Here is a 14,915-nt window from a genome sequence, read left to right as displayed (position 1 = left end):
CCACATGACGCAAATCCATACGGAGGAGTTCATGAGTTCGGCCGTCAATCCCACCTCGTCCGGTCTGGAGCGCGACGCGCGCCGCATGCATGAGGACGACAAGCCGCTGTCGCCCGGCAGCGTCGCCATCGGCGTGGTCATCGGCCGAACCTCCGAGTTCTTCGATTTCTTCGTCTACGGCCTCGGCTCCATCCTGGTCTTTCCCAAGCTCATCTTCCCCTTCGCGCCCAATCCGGTGGTCGCGACGCTGATGTCCTTCGCGCTGTTCCCGCTGGCCTTCCTCGCCCGCCCGGTCGGCTCCTTCGTCTTCATGTGGATCGACCGCAATTACGGACGCGGCACGAAGCTCACGACGGCGCTCGTCATCCTCGGTGGCTCGACGGCGTCCATCGCCTTCCTGCCGGGTTACGACACGATCGGCTATTGGGCCGTGGCGCTTCTGGCGCTCTTCCGTCTCGGACAGGGCTTTGCGCTCGGCGGCGCGTGGGACGGCCTCGCCTCGCTGCTCAACCTCAGCGCCCCGGACAACCGCCGCGGCTGGTACGCGATGATCCCGCAGCTCGGCGCGCCCATCGGCTTTGCGCTGGCCAGCGTCCTGTTCGGCTATTTCGTCAGCACGCTGTCGCAGGAGGATTTCATCTCGTGGGGCTGGCGTTATCCCTTCTTCGTGGCCTTCGCGATCAACGTTGTGGCGCTCTTCGCGCGCCTGCGCATCGTCGCCAGCAAGGAATTCGGCGCGGCGATGGAAGCGCAGGAGCTGCAGGCGCGACCGGTGTTCGAAATGCTGAGCAAGCACAGCACCGACGTCGTTCTCGGCGCCTTCGTACCGCTGGCAAGCTTCGCGATGTTCCACCTCGTCACCATCTTTCCGCTCTCCTGGGTCACGCTGACGGGCGGGCAGTCGGCGGCACAGTTCCTGTGGGTGCAGGTTGCGGGTGCAGCACTCGGCGCGGTCGGCATCGTGCTGTCGGGCGTGCTCGCCGACCGGATCGGCCGGCGCAACCAGCTGATGGCCGGCGCGATCCTGATCGCGATCTTCTCCTTCTCCGCACCGTTCCTGCTGGATGCGGGCGGCAAGGGACAGGATGCCTTCATCCTGATCGGCTTCTTCATCCTGGGCCTGAGCTTCGGCCAGTCCTCGGGCGCGGTGTCCTCGCGCTTCTCGCAGCCCTACCGCTATACCGGCGCCGCCCTCACCTCCGACCTCGCCTGGCTGGTCGGCGCGGGCTTCGCACCACTGGTGGCGCTCGGACTTGCCAGCAGCTTTGGCATCATCTTCATCGGCGGCTACCTGATCTCCGGCGCGATCTGCACCATCGCAGCGCTCACGCTCACAAGGGCGCTCGACCGCACCTGACGCCGGTTCGGCGTCAGTCCGTGCTCAGCGCAACCGCCGGCTGGAGGCGCGAGGCGTTGCGGGCCGGCAGGTAGCCGAAGACCAGACCGGTCAGGAACGAGCAGGCGAAGGCCAGCGCGACAGGTCCGACGGTGAAGCTCACCGGCATGCCGAAGGCCTGGGCAATGCCGCCGATGGACAGGCCCAGCACGACACCGATGGCGCCGCCGATCGCCGAGACGACCAGCGCCTCGATGAGGAACTGCAACAGGATATCGCGCTGACGCGCACCCGTCGCCATGCGAACCCCGATCTCGCGGGTGCGCTCGCGCACGCTGACCAGCATGATGTTCATCACCCCGATGCCGCCGACGAGCAGCGAGATCGCGGCGACCGAACCCAGGAACAGCTTCATCGTGTTCGACGTCTCGGTGAAGGCCTCGCGCACCGAGGACATGTTGGTGATCTGCGTATCCTGCGCCTTGTGGCGCTCGTCCAGCAGTGCCTGAATGGTGTCCTGCGTCTGATCGATGGCGCTGGCGTCCTGCACCTGCACGGTGATCGTGCGCACGTTGCGCTGGCCGAAGAGCCGCATGCTGCCGGTCGACAGCGGCACGAGCATCACGTCGTCCTGATCGTTGCCGCCGGCGGTCGCGCCCATTTCCGCCATGACGCCAATCACCTGGAAAGGAATCTTGTTGACCAGCACATACTGGCCGAGCGGGTTTTCGCCGTTGGTGAACAGCGTCCTGGCGACCGTCTGGCCCAGCACGACAACCGGGGCATAGGTGCTCATGTCCTCGGCATTGATGAATTCACCCGAGGCCACGGCCCAGGATTTCGCGCGCGGAAACGCCGGCACCGTGCCGTTGGCGGTCGTCTGGTAATCGATATTGCCGTAGCGCACGGTGACCGTGCTCGTCATTTCCGGCACGGCGAAGGCGACGTTCGGCACTTCGAGAATGGCGTCGGCATCTGCCGGTATGAGCGTCACCGGCGCACTCCCGCCACCGCGGAAATTGGCCATGCTCGGACGCACGAGCAGCAGGTCCGATCCCATCGCCGAGATACGGTCGAGCACCGAATTCTGCGCGCCCGTGCCGATCGCCAGCATCGCCACCACCGAGCCGACGCCGATCACGATGCCGAGCAGCGTGAGGACGGTGCGAAAGAGGTTTGCATGCAGGGCCCGGAACGCCATCTTGACCGCTTCGGAGAGGTCGGCGATCGCAGCCGATCCCTCACGCACCGCCTTCTGCAGGCCGGCGGCGGCTGATGACGCGGACCGCGGCTTTCGCGCCTGGTCGGAGATGATGGTGCCGTCGCGGATTTCGATCAATCGGTCTGCGGCTTCCGCCACCTCGCGCGAGTGGGTGATCAGGATAACCGTGTGGCCGTCCTCGTGCATCTTGCGCAAGAGCGCCATGACCTCCTGGCCGCTCTGGCTGTCGAGCGCGCCGGTCGGCTCGTCGGCGAGGATGACACGGCCGCCGTTCATCAGTGCGCGTGCGATGGAGACACGCTGCTGCTGGCCGCCCGAAAGCTGGTTGGGCCGATGATCCAGCCGATCACCGAGCTTCAGCGAGCCGAGCAGCATTTCCGCCCGCTCCTGCCGGTCACGCGCCGGAAGGCCGGCATAGATCGCGGGGACCTCGACATTCTCCAGCGCGCTTGCCGTCGGGATGAGGTTATAGCTTTGGAACACGAAGCCGAAGGTGCGGCGGCGCAGCGCCGCGAGGTCGTCGCTGTCGATATCGGAAACCGGCTCGCCGTCGATGCGGTAATCGCCGCTCGTCGGCTGGTCGAGACAGCCGAGGATGTTCATCAGCGTCGACTTGCCGGAACCGGACTGGCCGATGATGGCGACGAATTCCCCGGCCTCGATATCCAGCGAGACGCCGTGCAGCACCTCCACGGCGAAACCGTCGTTGAAATAGGTCTTGGTGACGTCCCGGAGCGAGATCAGCGGTGCCATGTCAGCACCTCAGAACATCGGCGGCATGCGCATGCCGCGACCCTGCCCGCCCCTGCCGCCGCGGCCCGAACCGCCTTCCGATGTCGGGGTCACGACGACGCGTTCGCCCTCTTCCAGCCCGCTCTTGATCTCGACGCTGACGCGGTTGCGGATGCCGGTTTCGACGGAACGGGTCTCGGTTGCGCCGTTGGGCTTGACGACCGTCACTTCCGCCTGCGGCTTGCCGCCGCCTTCGGCGCGCTTCATGCTCACCGCGCCGTTCGGCACGATCAGCACGTCGCGCGCGGCGGCCTGCACGAAGAAGACCTGCGCGCTCATGGAGGTCATCAGCTCGCCGTTGGGGTTCGGTACGTCGAACAACGCGTTGTAGAGAACGACGTTGTTTTCCACGGTCGGCGTCGGCTCGATCTGGCGCAGCGTGCCGTTGAAACGCTTGCCGGGCTGGCCAAGCAGCGTGAAATAAGCCTCCATGCCGACCTTCAGGCGGCCGACATCGGCCTCGGATACCTCGGCGCGCACCGTCATGGTCGAGAGGTCCGCAATGGTGACGATGGTGGGCGCCGACTGGGCGGCGTTCAGCGTCTGGCCTTCCTTCACCGGGTTGGAAACGACGGTGCCGGCCATGGGCGCATAGATCTTGGTGTAGCCGAGGTCCACGTCGTCGCCGGCGATGGTCGCCTGCTGCTTGCGGATCTGCGCCTCGGTCGCATTCACATCGGCTTCGGCGGCCGCCAGATCGGCGACGGCCTGGTCGAGCGCCTGCTGGGCGGCGGCGCTGCCGGCCACGAGATTGCGCTGGCGGGCGATATTGGCCTGCCTCAAGGTGAGCTGCGCCTTCTTGGATTCAAGCTGAGCCTGGAGATTGGCGAGTTCGGCGCGATTGATCTCCATACGGTTTTCGATGGTCGCGGGGTCGATCTCGGCAAGCAGCGTATCCTTGTCGACCGTGTCGCCGATGGCGACATGCAGCGCCTTCAGCTGGCCGGAGACCTGCGCACCGGCATCGACGGACTTGACCGCTTCCAGCGTGCCAACGGCGGTGACGGCGTTCTCGATATCGCCGCGCACCACAGCCTCGGTGACGACGGCGGCTGCCGTGTCGGCGGGTGTGTAGGCCCGCCAGCCGTAGTAACCGGCCCCGGCGACAAGGACGGCAAGCCCCAGCCAAAGCCATGCCCGCGAACGTTTGCGCCGCCGCGGCGGCACCGCGCCGGGCATGAATGTCACATTGGTCCGGCCCGCATCCTCGGCGGTCCTGGCATCCTCTTTCGGTCGTGCGCTCTTGCTCATCCGTCTTCCAATGGTCGAGGCCGTGCCTCCCTGTCCCTTACAAAGAGATGTGACACCGATGTCCCGAAAGGAGAACCCTTTGGGATCATTATATTTTCGTAATGTTTCCTGTAAGCGTGCCTGAAGGTGCCAGCCGGGCCGGGCTTAGCGACGCTCGGCGCGCAATTCCGCCAGCGCGCGGATTGCGTCCTTCCGGCCCGTCTCGCCCAGTGCCTCGAAGAGACGGAAGGCGTCTCCCCGCATGCCGAGATTCTTGTAGGCATAGGCGCGCATGACCATCAGGTCGACCGGCTCGGCGCGGATTTGTTGGCGCTGGTCGAGATAGGCCAATGTCTCGCGGTAACGCTGCGCACGGAAGCTCGCGACGGCGCGGTCTGCAAGGATGGCGGACTGGAGTTCGGCGCCACGCCGCTGCTCGAGCTTCGCCTTGGTGGCGGCGACGGCGGCATCGCTGGTCAGGCCGGCACGCAGATAAGCGAGGCTCTGGCCATAGGCCGCATCGCTGCGCACCGTGCCCTGCCCGCCCAGCGCCACCTCGAAGGCCTGCGCGGCCTCCATGGGGCGGTTCCTTTCCATGAGGCACCAGCCCAGCGACAGGGCGCTGGCCGGCGGAAGGCCTGCCGGATCGCGCGTCGAGCGGCAATCGGCGCTCGACGTGCTGCGTGTCGTCGTACGGACGGTGCGTTGCGTCCTCGTGGCAACCTCCTCGACGACCGCCGGGCGCTCCTCGGCCACGACATCGCGCGTGGGCAAGCGGCGGTCGACCTGCACAGCGCGCTGCTCCCGCTCGCGGCGAAGGGGTGCCGCATCGTCGCCGGTATCGGCTTCGCCCAGCCGGGCGATGCGCTCCGAACGGCTTGCCCAGGCCTGCTTCACCGCCGCAAGCCCTGCCCTGTCCTCAAGACGAAGACGCGTCACGCCCAGACCATAGGCGGCGGGCTCGTAGTCCGCCTTCCAGCGCAGGACCTGCGAGAACCATTCCGTCGCCGTGCGGGGCTGGTCCATCGCGAGCGCGTACCAGCCGAACTGCTCGCCGGTTTCGGGGTGCTTTTCCTCCACCGTCACCTGCGCGATGCGGTTGAGCACCTTTGCATCGATGGTCGGCATCGGGTCGAGCGCCATCAGGTTCGCGGTCGCGGCGAGATAGGTTTCCATCGCCTGGTCGGAACTGGTGCGCCATGCATACATCACATCCTCCGCCTCCGCCGGCTGCTTGCGGGCGAGCAGGATGAGCGACAGGCCCTGGGCGGCCGAGGCGGAATCCTCGATCGAGCGCGCCTTGCGGAAGAAGGGTTCGGCCAGCACGTTCTCGTCGCGGCGAAGGTGATACCAGCCGAGCAGCAGCGCGTCGGATGCAAGGCCGTCATCCGCCAGAAGCTTCTCGACGATCTTCAGATATTCCGACGCGACGGTCAGCTTCGGCTCATCGTCGCCTTCGCTGACGAAACGACGCGCGAGATCGGGACGGATCGGATCGAATTCCTTGGTGCCGTCGGCAGCGACACGCTCGCGCGCCAGGAGCTCCTGCATGTCGGCATAGCCGAGCACGGCGGCAGCCTTCTGCACCGTCGCAAGCCGGACCGGTCCGTTCGTGCAGTTGTCGAGCATGTAGCCGAAGGCATCCTTGGCGCGCGGCACGCGATCGACCTTCACGAAGGCCTCGGCGACGCGCCAGAGCACGTCGGCATCGCTGCAGGTCAGGAGGCTCGGCGTCTCTGCCCCGAGACGCACGACTTCCTGACTGTTGCCCGCATTGGAAGCCGCGATGAGCGCCGCCCGCTTTTCAGCGATATCGAGCCGCTCGACGAGGTCGGCCGGCGGCGTCCACTGCGGATCTTCCTTCTGGCGGGCGGCGATCGCCGCGCGGACATCGGCATAACGCGACTGGCTGTAGAGCGCCCACATCGCCTCGAGCTGCTTGTCCTCGTTCTCGGGAATGGCGAGGGGATTTTCCGGCGGGGTCCAGGTCGGATAGAGCGCGCGCAGGCGGGCGATCTCGGCGTTCAGCCGCACCGTGTCTCCGCGCGAGGCAAAGTAGCGCAGGGCGCTTTCATCGACCGCGGGCTTGGCCTGCGTCGTCTCGGCGGCCTGTGTCGTCTGGGTGGTTTGCGCAGTCGTCGTGGTCTGGTTGGCGGGAACCTGCTGCGCGTTTCCGTCGGCTTGCGCCAGCTCCACGCGCGGGCTCTTTTCCGTCTTCCCACGCCCGTCTGCACCCGCAGCCATGCGCAGCACATCCTGCGGCTGATCGCCGGGCAGGCGGAATGACAAGCCAGCGACGCTTGCCGCGCCGGCGGAAACGAGGACGAGCGCCATCAGGATCGACTTCATCCCGAATTTCCTTCGGTCATTATCCACATCCGGCTCCGGCTTACCCCGTGACGACACCATGCGTCATGAACGGCGGACACGGTCCTGTGTCCGTCATAAAGAGCCAACTCGCACCGATAAAAGCCCAGTAGGGTTAACCGACGGTAAACAGCGCGATCACAACTGCCGCCCGAACCGGCGCAAAAGCCCCCAGGTCGCCATGCCGAGGAGCAGCGAGAGGCCGCAAAACGCCAGCGCATAGGACAGGATGTTGGAGGACAGCCAGTTCGCCGCGATCAGGCGCATGTTCGAAAAGCTCCACGGCTGGGTCGGCACGAACCGGGCGCGGCTGACCGGCCGCGTGTCGAGGCTGTCGGAGGCCTTGTCATCCAGCGACGCGTAACCATCCAGCTGCTGCCAGCGGGCATCCTGCGCCATCGCAGCCATACCCGCCTTGAGGCTCGCGCCCGTCGGCGCCGAAAGCACGGTCCATGTCGCCGTATGGTCCGGGCTGTCACCCTGGGCGATGAGGAACTGGGCGCTATCGTCGGGCACCACCTCCTGCTCTTCGCCCGGCAGCAACCGGAGCGACGAGAACGAGATGTCGAAGGTTTCCTGCAGCCAGGCCTGGAACGCCGCCACCTGGCTGCGCCATGCGCCCCCACGCACGCGTGACTGCCATTGGTCTATCGCCTCCTGCGTGCCGGCCTGCTGATTGTCGCCCGTCACCGGCGCGCCCCAGGTCGATGCACTTTCGGCGGCGATATGCGTCTGGCTGAGCACCAGCGGCGGAAGCTGCGACAACGTGCCGATCAGGATGGCGTTGCGATCGCCGATGGCAAGCGCCGAGGATTCCGGGCGAACCTGCAAGGCCCGGCCACCGGACACCGCAAGCCGGCCAAGGAACGTCGCGCCCGTCGAAAGCGTGTCGGAATCCAGGCGGTCGAGGTAGAGCGCCGCCGGTTCGGCCTGGCCGTTATAGGGGAACGCGGTTCCCGACAGCGCGGCAAGGTTGGGCATCTGCCCGATACGGGCGAAATTCGGCACGCGCAATTCGGAGGTGTCGAACAGCGCGAAGCGCGGCTCCTGCAAGGCGCTGGCGCCCGGCGCACAGACCGCATCGGCCTGCGTCAGAAGGATCGCTTCGATGTCGATGCGGTTGGGACCGGGCCGCAGGTGCCGCATCGTCACGCGAATGGGAAGGTGACGGAAAATGCCGCCGTTCCGGCTGTTGAACGGCACCGTGGAGGCGAGGTTGCCGTTGACGTAGACATCGAAATGGCTGCCTGGCAGCACATCGGGCGCATAGGCCGCATCGAGCAGCAGCGTCGCTTCGCCATAGGCGTCGGCGTAGAAATCCGAGGGAATGCCGATATCGAAGCCCGTGCGGAAACGGCGGCCGCTGAATTCGCCGGTGCGCACACCGAGCGCGGCCAGTGTCAGGGTGGTCTCTCCGTACACGAGCGGCATTTCGGCGGCATTGCGCTGGCGAACGCTGAGCGCTTCGCGCATGATCCCGAGCGGCCGGTCAATGGGCGAGACGATGCCCTCCACGGCACTTTCGATGGACGGCCAGTCGGGACCGCTGACGGCAAGCACCTTGCCGTCACCTGCGGGAGCATCGACAAAGGTCGCGACGGCGGAGCTTCCGGCCGTTGCCGGAAGGCGTGGCAGGATCGGCGTCAGATCGCCGGCCGTGCCCATCACGACCGCCAGCTCGCCGGCGCCGAGCGTCGCCGGCATCGTATTGACGACATCGAAGGTCTGGTTGGGCATCTTCGCCATCATGGCGAGGCCCTGGCTGAGGCGCATAAGGGCGTTCGTGGCGGCGGGCTGGCCCATTTCCGGCAGGACCAGGATGAACTTCGTCTGCCCGGTCGGCCCGACGCCGATGGCGGGAATATCGTCCATGGTCTGCAAGCGGCCCGCCGGGGTGTCCGGCAGGGTCAGGAACGTGCGCGCGGGATCGATCGCCGTCCAGAGATCGTAGGTCGAGCGGATGGTGCAGTCGGTGCGGTGGCGGTGTGTCGCGTTGAACGTGACGCGATTGACGCCGGGACGCAGCAGGCCGGCCGGCAGTTTCAGCTGCACATCCTTCGTGCCTTCGGCCGATTGCACCGGCATTTCGCCGATGGGAACGTCGTTGACCACGACCGTCAGGCGCGAGGCTTCCGGCGCGACGACGACGGCGTTGGAATAGCCGAGGTTGAGCGCATCGGCGCCGGCCGCCTCATCCTTCGTGAGGTAGATCGGGAAGGAACGGCTGGCGACCTCGCCTTCCAGCATCAGCGACGGGGCCGACACGATGTAACGCCGCGCGGGCGGCTTCACGACCGGCTTCTGTTCCACCTGGGTCGTCGTGGGCGTGGTCGTGGTCGTGGTCGTGCCGCTCTCGCCCTCGTCCGGCTTCTTGTCGGCGGTCGGGCCACGCTCGCCCGACATGTCGAAGGGAACGGCAGCCTCCTGCGCGAATGTCGTGGAGGCCGAGAGCGCGAGAAACAGGCCGAGCCCCACGGCCGCTGCTGGAGCGAACTTCACGACGTCGCCTCCCCCTTGCGCCCGCCCAGGCTGCGCACGAAGTAGATCAGGCCGCGGCTCGTCTGATAGGCGGCGATCCCGAGGAACCACAGCGTGCCGCGGAAGATGCCGGGATTATAACGGCGCGACACCTGGAAATCGCTCCACTGGTTGGAGTTGGCGAAGATGAGGTCCGCGACGAGCGAATGGTGCCGGGCATCCTGCGGCGTGAACCGGCAGCCGATCACCATGACGTTGCCGGTCGTTTCAGTGTTGCGGATTTCGACCGGCAGCGCTTCCTCGTGCTCCCCGCCATAAGGCTTGAAGCGCAGGGCGCCCTCCGCGCCGGTCGCGATATGGTCCTCAAGGCCGAAGACCTGCACGCGGGCGCCGTTCGCCGACACGTTTTCGAGCGTGGCGGGATATTCGCGGCCCTCGCTAAGGAAGGTACAGCGGCGCTTGACGGTGACGCGCCGGCTGGCCGCCTTCTCGCTGCGCTCGGAGACGACGCCGAGCGCACAGCCGGCAATCAGCAGGTTGAGCAGGTTCCAGGCGCCGACGACGAAGGTGACGTCCGCCTTGTAGGGCTCTGCATAGAACCGGTAGATGCTCATGAGGAAGGCGATGAACAGCACGGCGAAGATGACGAAGAACGGACGGCTGATCTCCGACAGCCGCGCCACCGCGATCGACTCGTCCTTCGCCGTCACCTTGAAGGTCGGCTTCGTGGGATTGAGCATCACCGACACGACGGCCGGCAGCAGATGCACGCTCTGCACATATTCATACAGTTCCGAAATCCACGGCCAGCGGAACGAGCCGTAGAGATAGTTCTGCATCATCAGGTTCACGAGCATGTAGGCAAGCGTGTACCCAAGGAACTCGCCGCCCGATGCGGTGAAGATCTCCAGATCGAAGAACAGGTAGAAGAGCGGCGCGAACAGGAAGATCGTGCGCGGGAACGGAAACAGCCAGAACAGCATGGACGACATGTAGCAGAGGCGTTGCGGCAGCGAGAGCCCGCGCTTGAAGAGCGGGAAGCGGAAGCGCAGGATCTGCATCATGCCCTGCGCCCACCGGCTGCGCTGGCCGATGAAGCTGGCGAAGGTGGCGGGCTGGAGCCCGGCGATCAGGGGCTTGTCGACATAGACGCTGTTCCAGCCGCGCGAATGCAGCGCCAGCGCCGTCTCGCAGTCTTCCGTGATCGAAAGACCGCTGAAACCGCCCGCCTCGTTGAGCGCGGTGCGCCTGAGGACGGCGGCCGAGCCGCAGAAGAAGGACGCGTTCCACTTGTCGAGGCCGCGCTGGATGATGCCGTAGAACATCTCGTTTTCGCTGGGCATCTTCTCGAAGGTGCGCAGGTTGCGCTCCAGCGGGTCGGGGTTCAGGAAGAAGTGCGGCGTCTGGACAAGGAACAGCTTGGGATCGTCGGCGAAGTACCCGACCGTCTCGCGCAGGAAGTCGCGCGCCGGGGCATGGTCCGCATCGAAGATGGCGATCAGCTCGCCCTTCGAATGAAGCATGCCGTTGTTCATGTTGCCGGCCTTGGCGTGTTCGTTGCGCGCACGCGTGAGATAGTTGACGCCAAGATCGCGGCACAGCGCCTGCAGCTCGGCATGGCGCGCCGTCGCGATCTGCGCCTCCACAACGGCGGTCGCATTACGCTTCTGTTCCGTGCCGCCGTCGTCCAGCAGCCAGATCGTCATCTTGTCGGCGGGGTAGTCCATCGCCTTGGCGGCAGCGAGCGTATTGGCGAGAAGGCCGATGTCCTCGTTGTAGCTCGGCACGAAGACATCGACGCTGGGCAGCCTTTCAAGCGGCGTGACGCTGCCCTTGCGCGACGGCAACGGCAGCGCGACCACGAAGAGGCTGAGCGCCAGCATCATCACGCTGTACATTTCGGCGAGATAGAGCAGGAAGCCCGGAATGAAGTTTTCCAGCTGGTTGAGCGGCGGCAGCGTGCTGGTGGTGCGCCAGTAGACGTAGCGCAAGACGATGGCGGTGCCGAAGGCGAGCGCGATCAGCCGCCAGATGCCTTCCGCGCGCAGGACCTTGATCACCGCCATGAAGGTCACGACGGCAATGCTGGCGACAAGCTGGGTCTGGAGATTGATGGGGAGCGTGATGACGAGAATCACGAGCGCGGACACACATGCCCATAGTATGACGGTACCGCTATGTCTCATTTACCCATCCTTCGCCGTCATGGCGTGATCGCGAGACACTACCCGCAAGACGGTTAAGGAGAAATTAGGGCTCAACCGACTTCAGTTGCAGCTTGCCGCCCCGCCCTCGCCCGTGGCGCAGACAGGCGACGGCACGACGACCGCTTCGCCGCCGGAAACCGTAGCACCACCCGACGGCGAGGGAACGACGACCGCGTTCCCGCTGGTATCGGCGGCCGTCTGCGTCTTGCGCACGGGCGTTTCCGCCACAGTCCGCCGCGTCACGACCGCGCGATTGCGGGTGGGCGTGGCCACCGTCGTCGTCGGTTCCTCGAAGACCGGCCGCAGGGGTTCACCACCACCGATCTGGCTGTCGACGGGGGCAGGCCTGCCATAGGGGTTCCAGGCGACGCCGGCAAACCCGCCGACGACCGTGTAGCCATACATCAGCTCGACCAGTTCCCTCTCGGAGGCACCCGACTGGCACACGCGCAGGCGGATCTGGAGCATGCCGAGTTCGCGCAGCCTGTCGCGATCGGACACATCGGAGCGAACCTGCTGCCATCCGTAGAGGCAGCCGTCGTCGCCCGCACCCAGCCCATAGGCGTAGCCGAACGGGCCGTAGCTGTTGCGCACGAAATTGGTGGAGATCACGAGCTGGCGGCCGGGAAAATACTTGCGGATCTCCCCGCGGATCGCGCCCTGCTGCACGGGCTTGAAAGCGAGCGCGCCCGCGGGCCGCGCCACGGTTTCCGCCGGGCCGAAGGCCTGGATGCTGATGAAATTCTGCCCGGATGTGGCCGCCGTCGTGGAAAGCGCGATCTGCTGTTCGATGGCGTTGGTATATTGACGCTGGATGACGCTGACGATCGAAAGCGTGCCCGGAGCGGGCAGCACAAGCGCGCTCGTCGCGGGCACCGTGGTCGACATCGAGTCCACACCCGCGCCGGGACGCGCCGCACAACCGGCGCCAGCCAGCGCAGCAAGCACCGTCAGCAGCGATGCCGCACGAAGCAGCCGGCCGCCACGACGGAAAAACAGAATCGCCGCCGAATCATCCATGACCTAGTCATATTTCGCTGCGCGGCAAATAGAAATCCCAAGATCCCACGTCCCGAAGGCCTGATCGAGCCTCATCTTCATGCGTATGACAGTATCGAAGGCGCTGTCGCCTTGCCGTCTTGTGAGAAACAAGCCAGCGCAGCGACAGAACTCCACCGGCCCGCCGCCCCCGGCATCGCCGCCTATACCCCGCAAAAAATCGAGAGTGCCGTCGGGAAGCCGGCCTATTATGCACGTCAGGCGACGCGCAGTGCGAACGATCTTCCGACGAGTGACCCGAAGGGCCCCTTTAATCCATAGCACCAGCAGGGTGACGATTGGCGGGACATATCCAGTAGCCAGAAAGAAGACCACGCCCCATGAAACCTCACCACGGGATGCGAGCGGACGCGTGCGCAACGCCTTGATTTGCCTGATGTTCCATATCCGAACGACAATTTCTATTTTGCGTTTTTCGGAACCATGCGACTGGCACGATGTTCCTAAAAGGCCTGCATTCAGGCTCCAACGAGGAACACGATCATGAGAAAAATTCTTCTAGCCGCCGCTCTTGTGAGCGCATCTGCCCTTGGCGCCTTCGCCCAGACGGCCACCACGCCGACAACCGATGGCGATACGCCGGCCGTCGCCACACCGGACAGCAAGAACGCGACCGCCCCTGTCGAGGGCGCGAACAGCTTCACCGAGGAGCAGGCGAAGGAACGTATTGCCGAGGCCGGTTACAGCGACATCACCGGCCTGACGCTGGACGACAAGGGCGTCTGGCAGGCCAAGGCGATGAAGGACGGCAAGGCCGTCGGCGTCGCCCTCGACTATCAGGGCAACATCGTCGCCAACTAATTCCACAATCAGGAGGTTCCCATGAAGACCGTCACAGGACTTTTCGACGACTATTCCGATGCAAGTGCTGCCGTCAGCGCGCTTGAGGCGCGCGGCGTGCCCTCGAGCGATATCAGCATCGTTTCCAACAATGCCGGCGACCGTCATGGCCGCGAAAGCAACGCCGCCGAAGGCGCCGGCGCCGGTGCGGGCATTGGCGCTGCGGTCGGCGGTGTCGGCGGCCTGCTGACCGGGCTCGGCGTCATGGCCATTCCGGGCGTCGGTCCGGTCGTCGCGGCCGGCTGGCTCGCTGCGACGGCCGCCGGTGCCGTCGCCGGCGCCGTGGCCGGTGGTGCGGCCGGCGGCCTCATCGGTGCGCTGACCGAATCCGGCGTTCCCGAAGACCGTGCGCATGTCTATGCGGAAGGTGTGCGCCGCGGCGGCACCCTCGTCACGGCGAAGGTCGACGACACTCTCGAGAGCGAGGCCGAAGCCATCCTTCGCAACGCCAACTGGGTCGATCCCGACCAGCGGCGCGCAGCCTATGCCGAAAGCGGCTGGAGCCGCTTCGACGACACGCTCGATCCGTATGGCCCGGCCGAAGTCGAACAGGAGCGCCTGCGCTACAGGCGTTGAACGTAAAAGGGGCCGGCAGATCGCCGGCCCTTTTTCACACAGAGCAAGATAAACGCTGCGCGTTTCCCAAAACGACAAAACCCCGCAGGATTTCTCCGAGCGGGGTTTTTTGTTTTGGTTGCGGGGGACCGTTCTCGTCAAAGGCACTGACCGACCCTATACGCTTTGAACTGTACGCATATGCTTGATTTTATTGACTAACTCGCGGCATCAGCGCCCATATTTTCCTGCAGTTAATTGCAACTATTTGTGCAATTAGCTGCACTCCTTAATCTGGCATCAAGCCGATCAGCCCATTACCATTGAGGAGCGGCGCGCTAACGTCGTCGAGTTGGACGCATTACGCATCGTTACTCTTTGGTGGCTTTGCGGCGCGCTTTCGGGGTTTAGGATTAGGTATTTCTTCCTCATCCGCCAACCACGCATTGTGATCGGCCAAAGCTGCCTTTCGGGCAAGCGCACGCATCAGGTTTTCGTAGTTCGGTCCGTCAATGTCCACGTACCTTCTGCGCGTAGTATCAAGCTCCGAGTTAAGTTGCGCGGTCTTACTCATTCTCATTGCATCCTCGTCCGAACACGCAGGTACAAATCGAACCCGTAACCAAAACTGATCTTTTGCCTATTAAAATCAATACTTTATCTGCACTCTAAATTGCAGCACCAGGCAAACACAAAAAACCCCTGCAAAAACAGGGGCTTACTTGTCAGTTTTGGTTGCGGGGGCAGGATTTGAACCTGCGGCCTTCAGGTTATGAGCCTGACGAGCTACCGGGCTGCTCCACCCCGCGTTACCCGGTTTTTGCCGTTG

At 65.0% G+C, this 14,915-nt stretch carries 9 protein-coding genes and 1 tRNA gene; 3 read left to right on the top strand and 7 right to left on the bottom strand.

The features are described 5' to 3' along the window. The first annotated feature begins 31 nt into the window (after positions 1-31). Positions 32-1,357, top strand: coding sequence for an MFS transporter (locus GR158_RS07825; protein ID WP_134649021.1), 1,326 nt, complete (start codon positions 32-34; stop codon positions 1,355-1,357). A gap of 13 nt (positions 1,358-1,370) precedes the next feature. On the opposite strand, the gene GR158_RS07820 is transcribed toward GR158_RS07825, so the two are convergent. From GR158_RS07820 to bcsN, 6 genes are all read right to left on the bottom strand, one after another. Further along, entirely contained in the window at positions 1,371-3,311 is a 1,941-nt protein-coding gene (locus GR158_RS07820; protein WP_134649022.1) for a MacB family efflux pump subunit, read from the bottom strand. Between the two features lie 9 nt (positions 3,312-3,320). Further along, a complete protein-coding gene (locus GR158_RS07815) occupies positions 3,321-4,601 on the bottom strand; it encodes an efflux RND transporter periplasmic adaptor subunit (RefSeq protein WP_160870651.1) in 1,281 nt (426 codons plus the stop codon). Positions 4,602-4,745: 144 nt separating this feature from the next. Next, a complete protein-coding gene (locus tag GR158_RS07810; protein ID WP_160870650.1) occupies positions 4,746-6,929 on the bottom strand; it encodes a cellulose synthase in 2,184 nt (727 codons plus the stop codon). 156 nt (positions 6,930-7,085) lie between these two features. Then, positions 7,086-9,446 (bottom strand): cellulose biosynthesis cyclic di-GMP-binding regulatory protein BcsB, encoded by a 2,361-nt coding sequence (locus GR158_RS07805; protein WP_160870649.1) that lies wholly within the window; start codon positions 9,444-9,446, stop codon positions 7,086-7,088. Further along, positions 9,443-11,611 carry a UDP-forming cellulose synthase catalytic subunit gene (gene bcsA, locus GR158_RS07800; protein ID WP_160870648.1) on the bottom strand — a complete coding sequence of 723 codons (2,169 nt, stop codon included), beginning with the start codon at positions 11,609-11,611 and terminating at the stop codon, positions 9,443-9,445. The genes GR158_RS07805 and bcsA overlap by 4 nt, the downstream gene beginning before the upstream one ends. An 81-nt stretch (positions 11,612-11,692) precedes the next feature. Next, the gene (gene bcsN / locus GR158_RS07795; protein WP_160870647.1) at positions 11,693-12,652 is read right to left on the bottom strand and encodes a cellulose biosynthesis protein BcsN; all 960 of its coding nucleotides are present in this window, start codon (positions 12,650-12,652) and stop codon (positions 11,693-11,695) included. Positions 12,653-13,174: 522 nt separating this feature from the next. Between bcsN and GR158_RS07790 the strand changes: the two genes are divergently transcribed. Beyond that, positions 13,175-13,492: a PepSY domain-containing protein gene (locus GR158_RS07790; RefSeq protein ID WP_134653397.1), complete on the top strand. Its 318-nt coding sequence runs from the start codon at positions 13,175-13,177 to the stop codon at positions 13,490-13,492. Between the two features lie 21 nt (positions 13,493-13,513). Beyond that, positions 13,514-14,107 (top strand): hypothetical protein, encoded by a 594-nt coding sequence (locus tag GR158_RS07785; RefSeq protein ID WP_134653399.1) that lies wholly within the window; start codon positions 13,514-13,516, stop codon positions 14,105-14,107. 711 nt (positions 14,108-14,818) lie between these two features. On the opposite strand, the gene GR158_RS07780 is transcribed toward GR158_RS07785, so the two are convergent. Further along, positions 14,819-14,895: transfer RNA gene (locus GR158_RS07780), tRNA-Met, on the bottom strand. Between the last annotated feature and the right edge of the window lie 20 nt (positions 14,896-14,915).

The organism is Shinella sp. AETb1-6, assembly GCF_009826875.1.
Lineage (GTDB): Bacteria > Pseudomonadota > Alphaproteobacteria > Rhizobiales > Rhizobiaceae > Shinella > Shinella sumterensis.
This window is presented reverse-complemented; position numbering and strand designations above follow the sequence as displayed.

Excerpts from the sequence above, each read along its gene's own strand:
- GR158_RS07820 (WP_134649022.1), bottom strand. The coding sequence starts at position 3,311 with ATGGCACCGCTGATCTCGCTCCGGGACGTCACCAAGACCTATTTCAAC.
- GR158_RS07815 (WP_160870651.1), bottom strand. The coding sequence starts at position 4,601 with ATGAGCAAGAGCGCACGACCGAAAGAGGATGCCAGGACCGCCGAGGAT.
- GR158_RS07810 (WP_160870650.1), bottom strand. The coding sequence starts at position 6,929 with ATGAAGTCGATCCTGATGGCGCTCGTCCTCGTTTCCGCCGGCGCGGCA.
- bcsA (WP_160870648.1), bottom strand. The coding sequence starts at position 11,611 with ATGAGACATAGCGGTACCGTCATACTATGGGCATGTGTGTCCGCGCTC.
- GR158_RS07825 (WP_134649021.1), top strand. The coding sequence starts at position 32 with ATGAGTTCGGCCGTCAATCCCACCTCGTCCGGTCTGGAGCGCGACGCG.
- bcsN (WP_160870647.1), bottom strand. The coding sequence starts at position 12,652 with ATGGATGATTCGGCGGCGATTCTGTTTTTCCGTCGTGGCGGCCGGCTG.
- GR158_RS07790 (WP_134653397.1), top strand. The coding sequence starts at position 13,175 with ATGAGAAAAATTCTTCTAGCCGCCGCTCTTGTGAGCGCATCTGCCCTT.
- GR158_RS07785 (WP_134653399.1), top strand. The coding sequence starts at position 13,514 with ATGAAGACCGTCACAGGACTTTTCGACGACTATTCCGATGCAAGTGCT.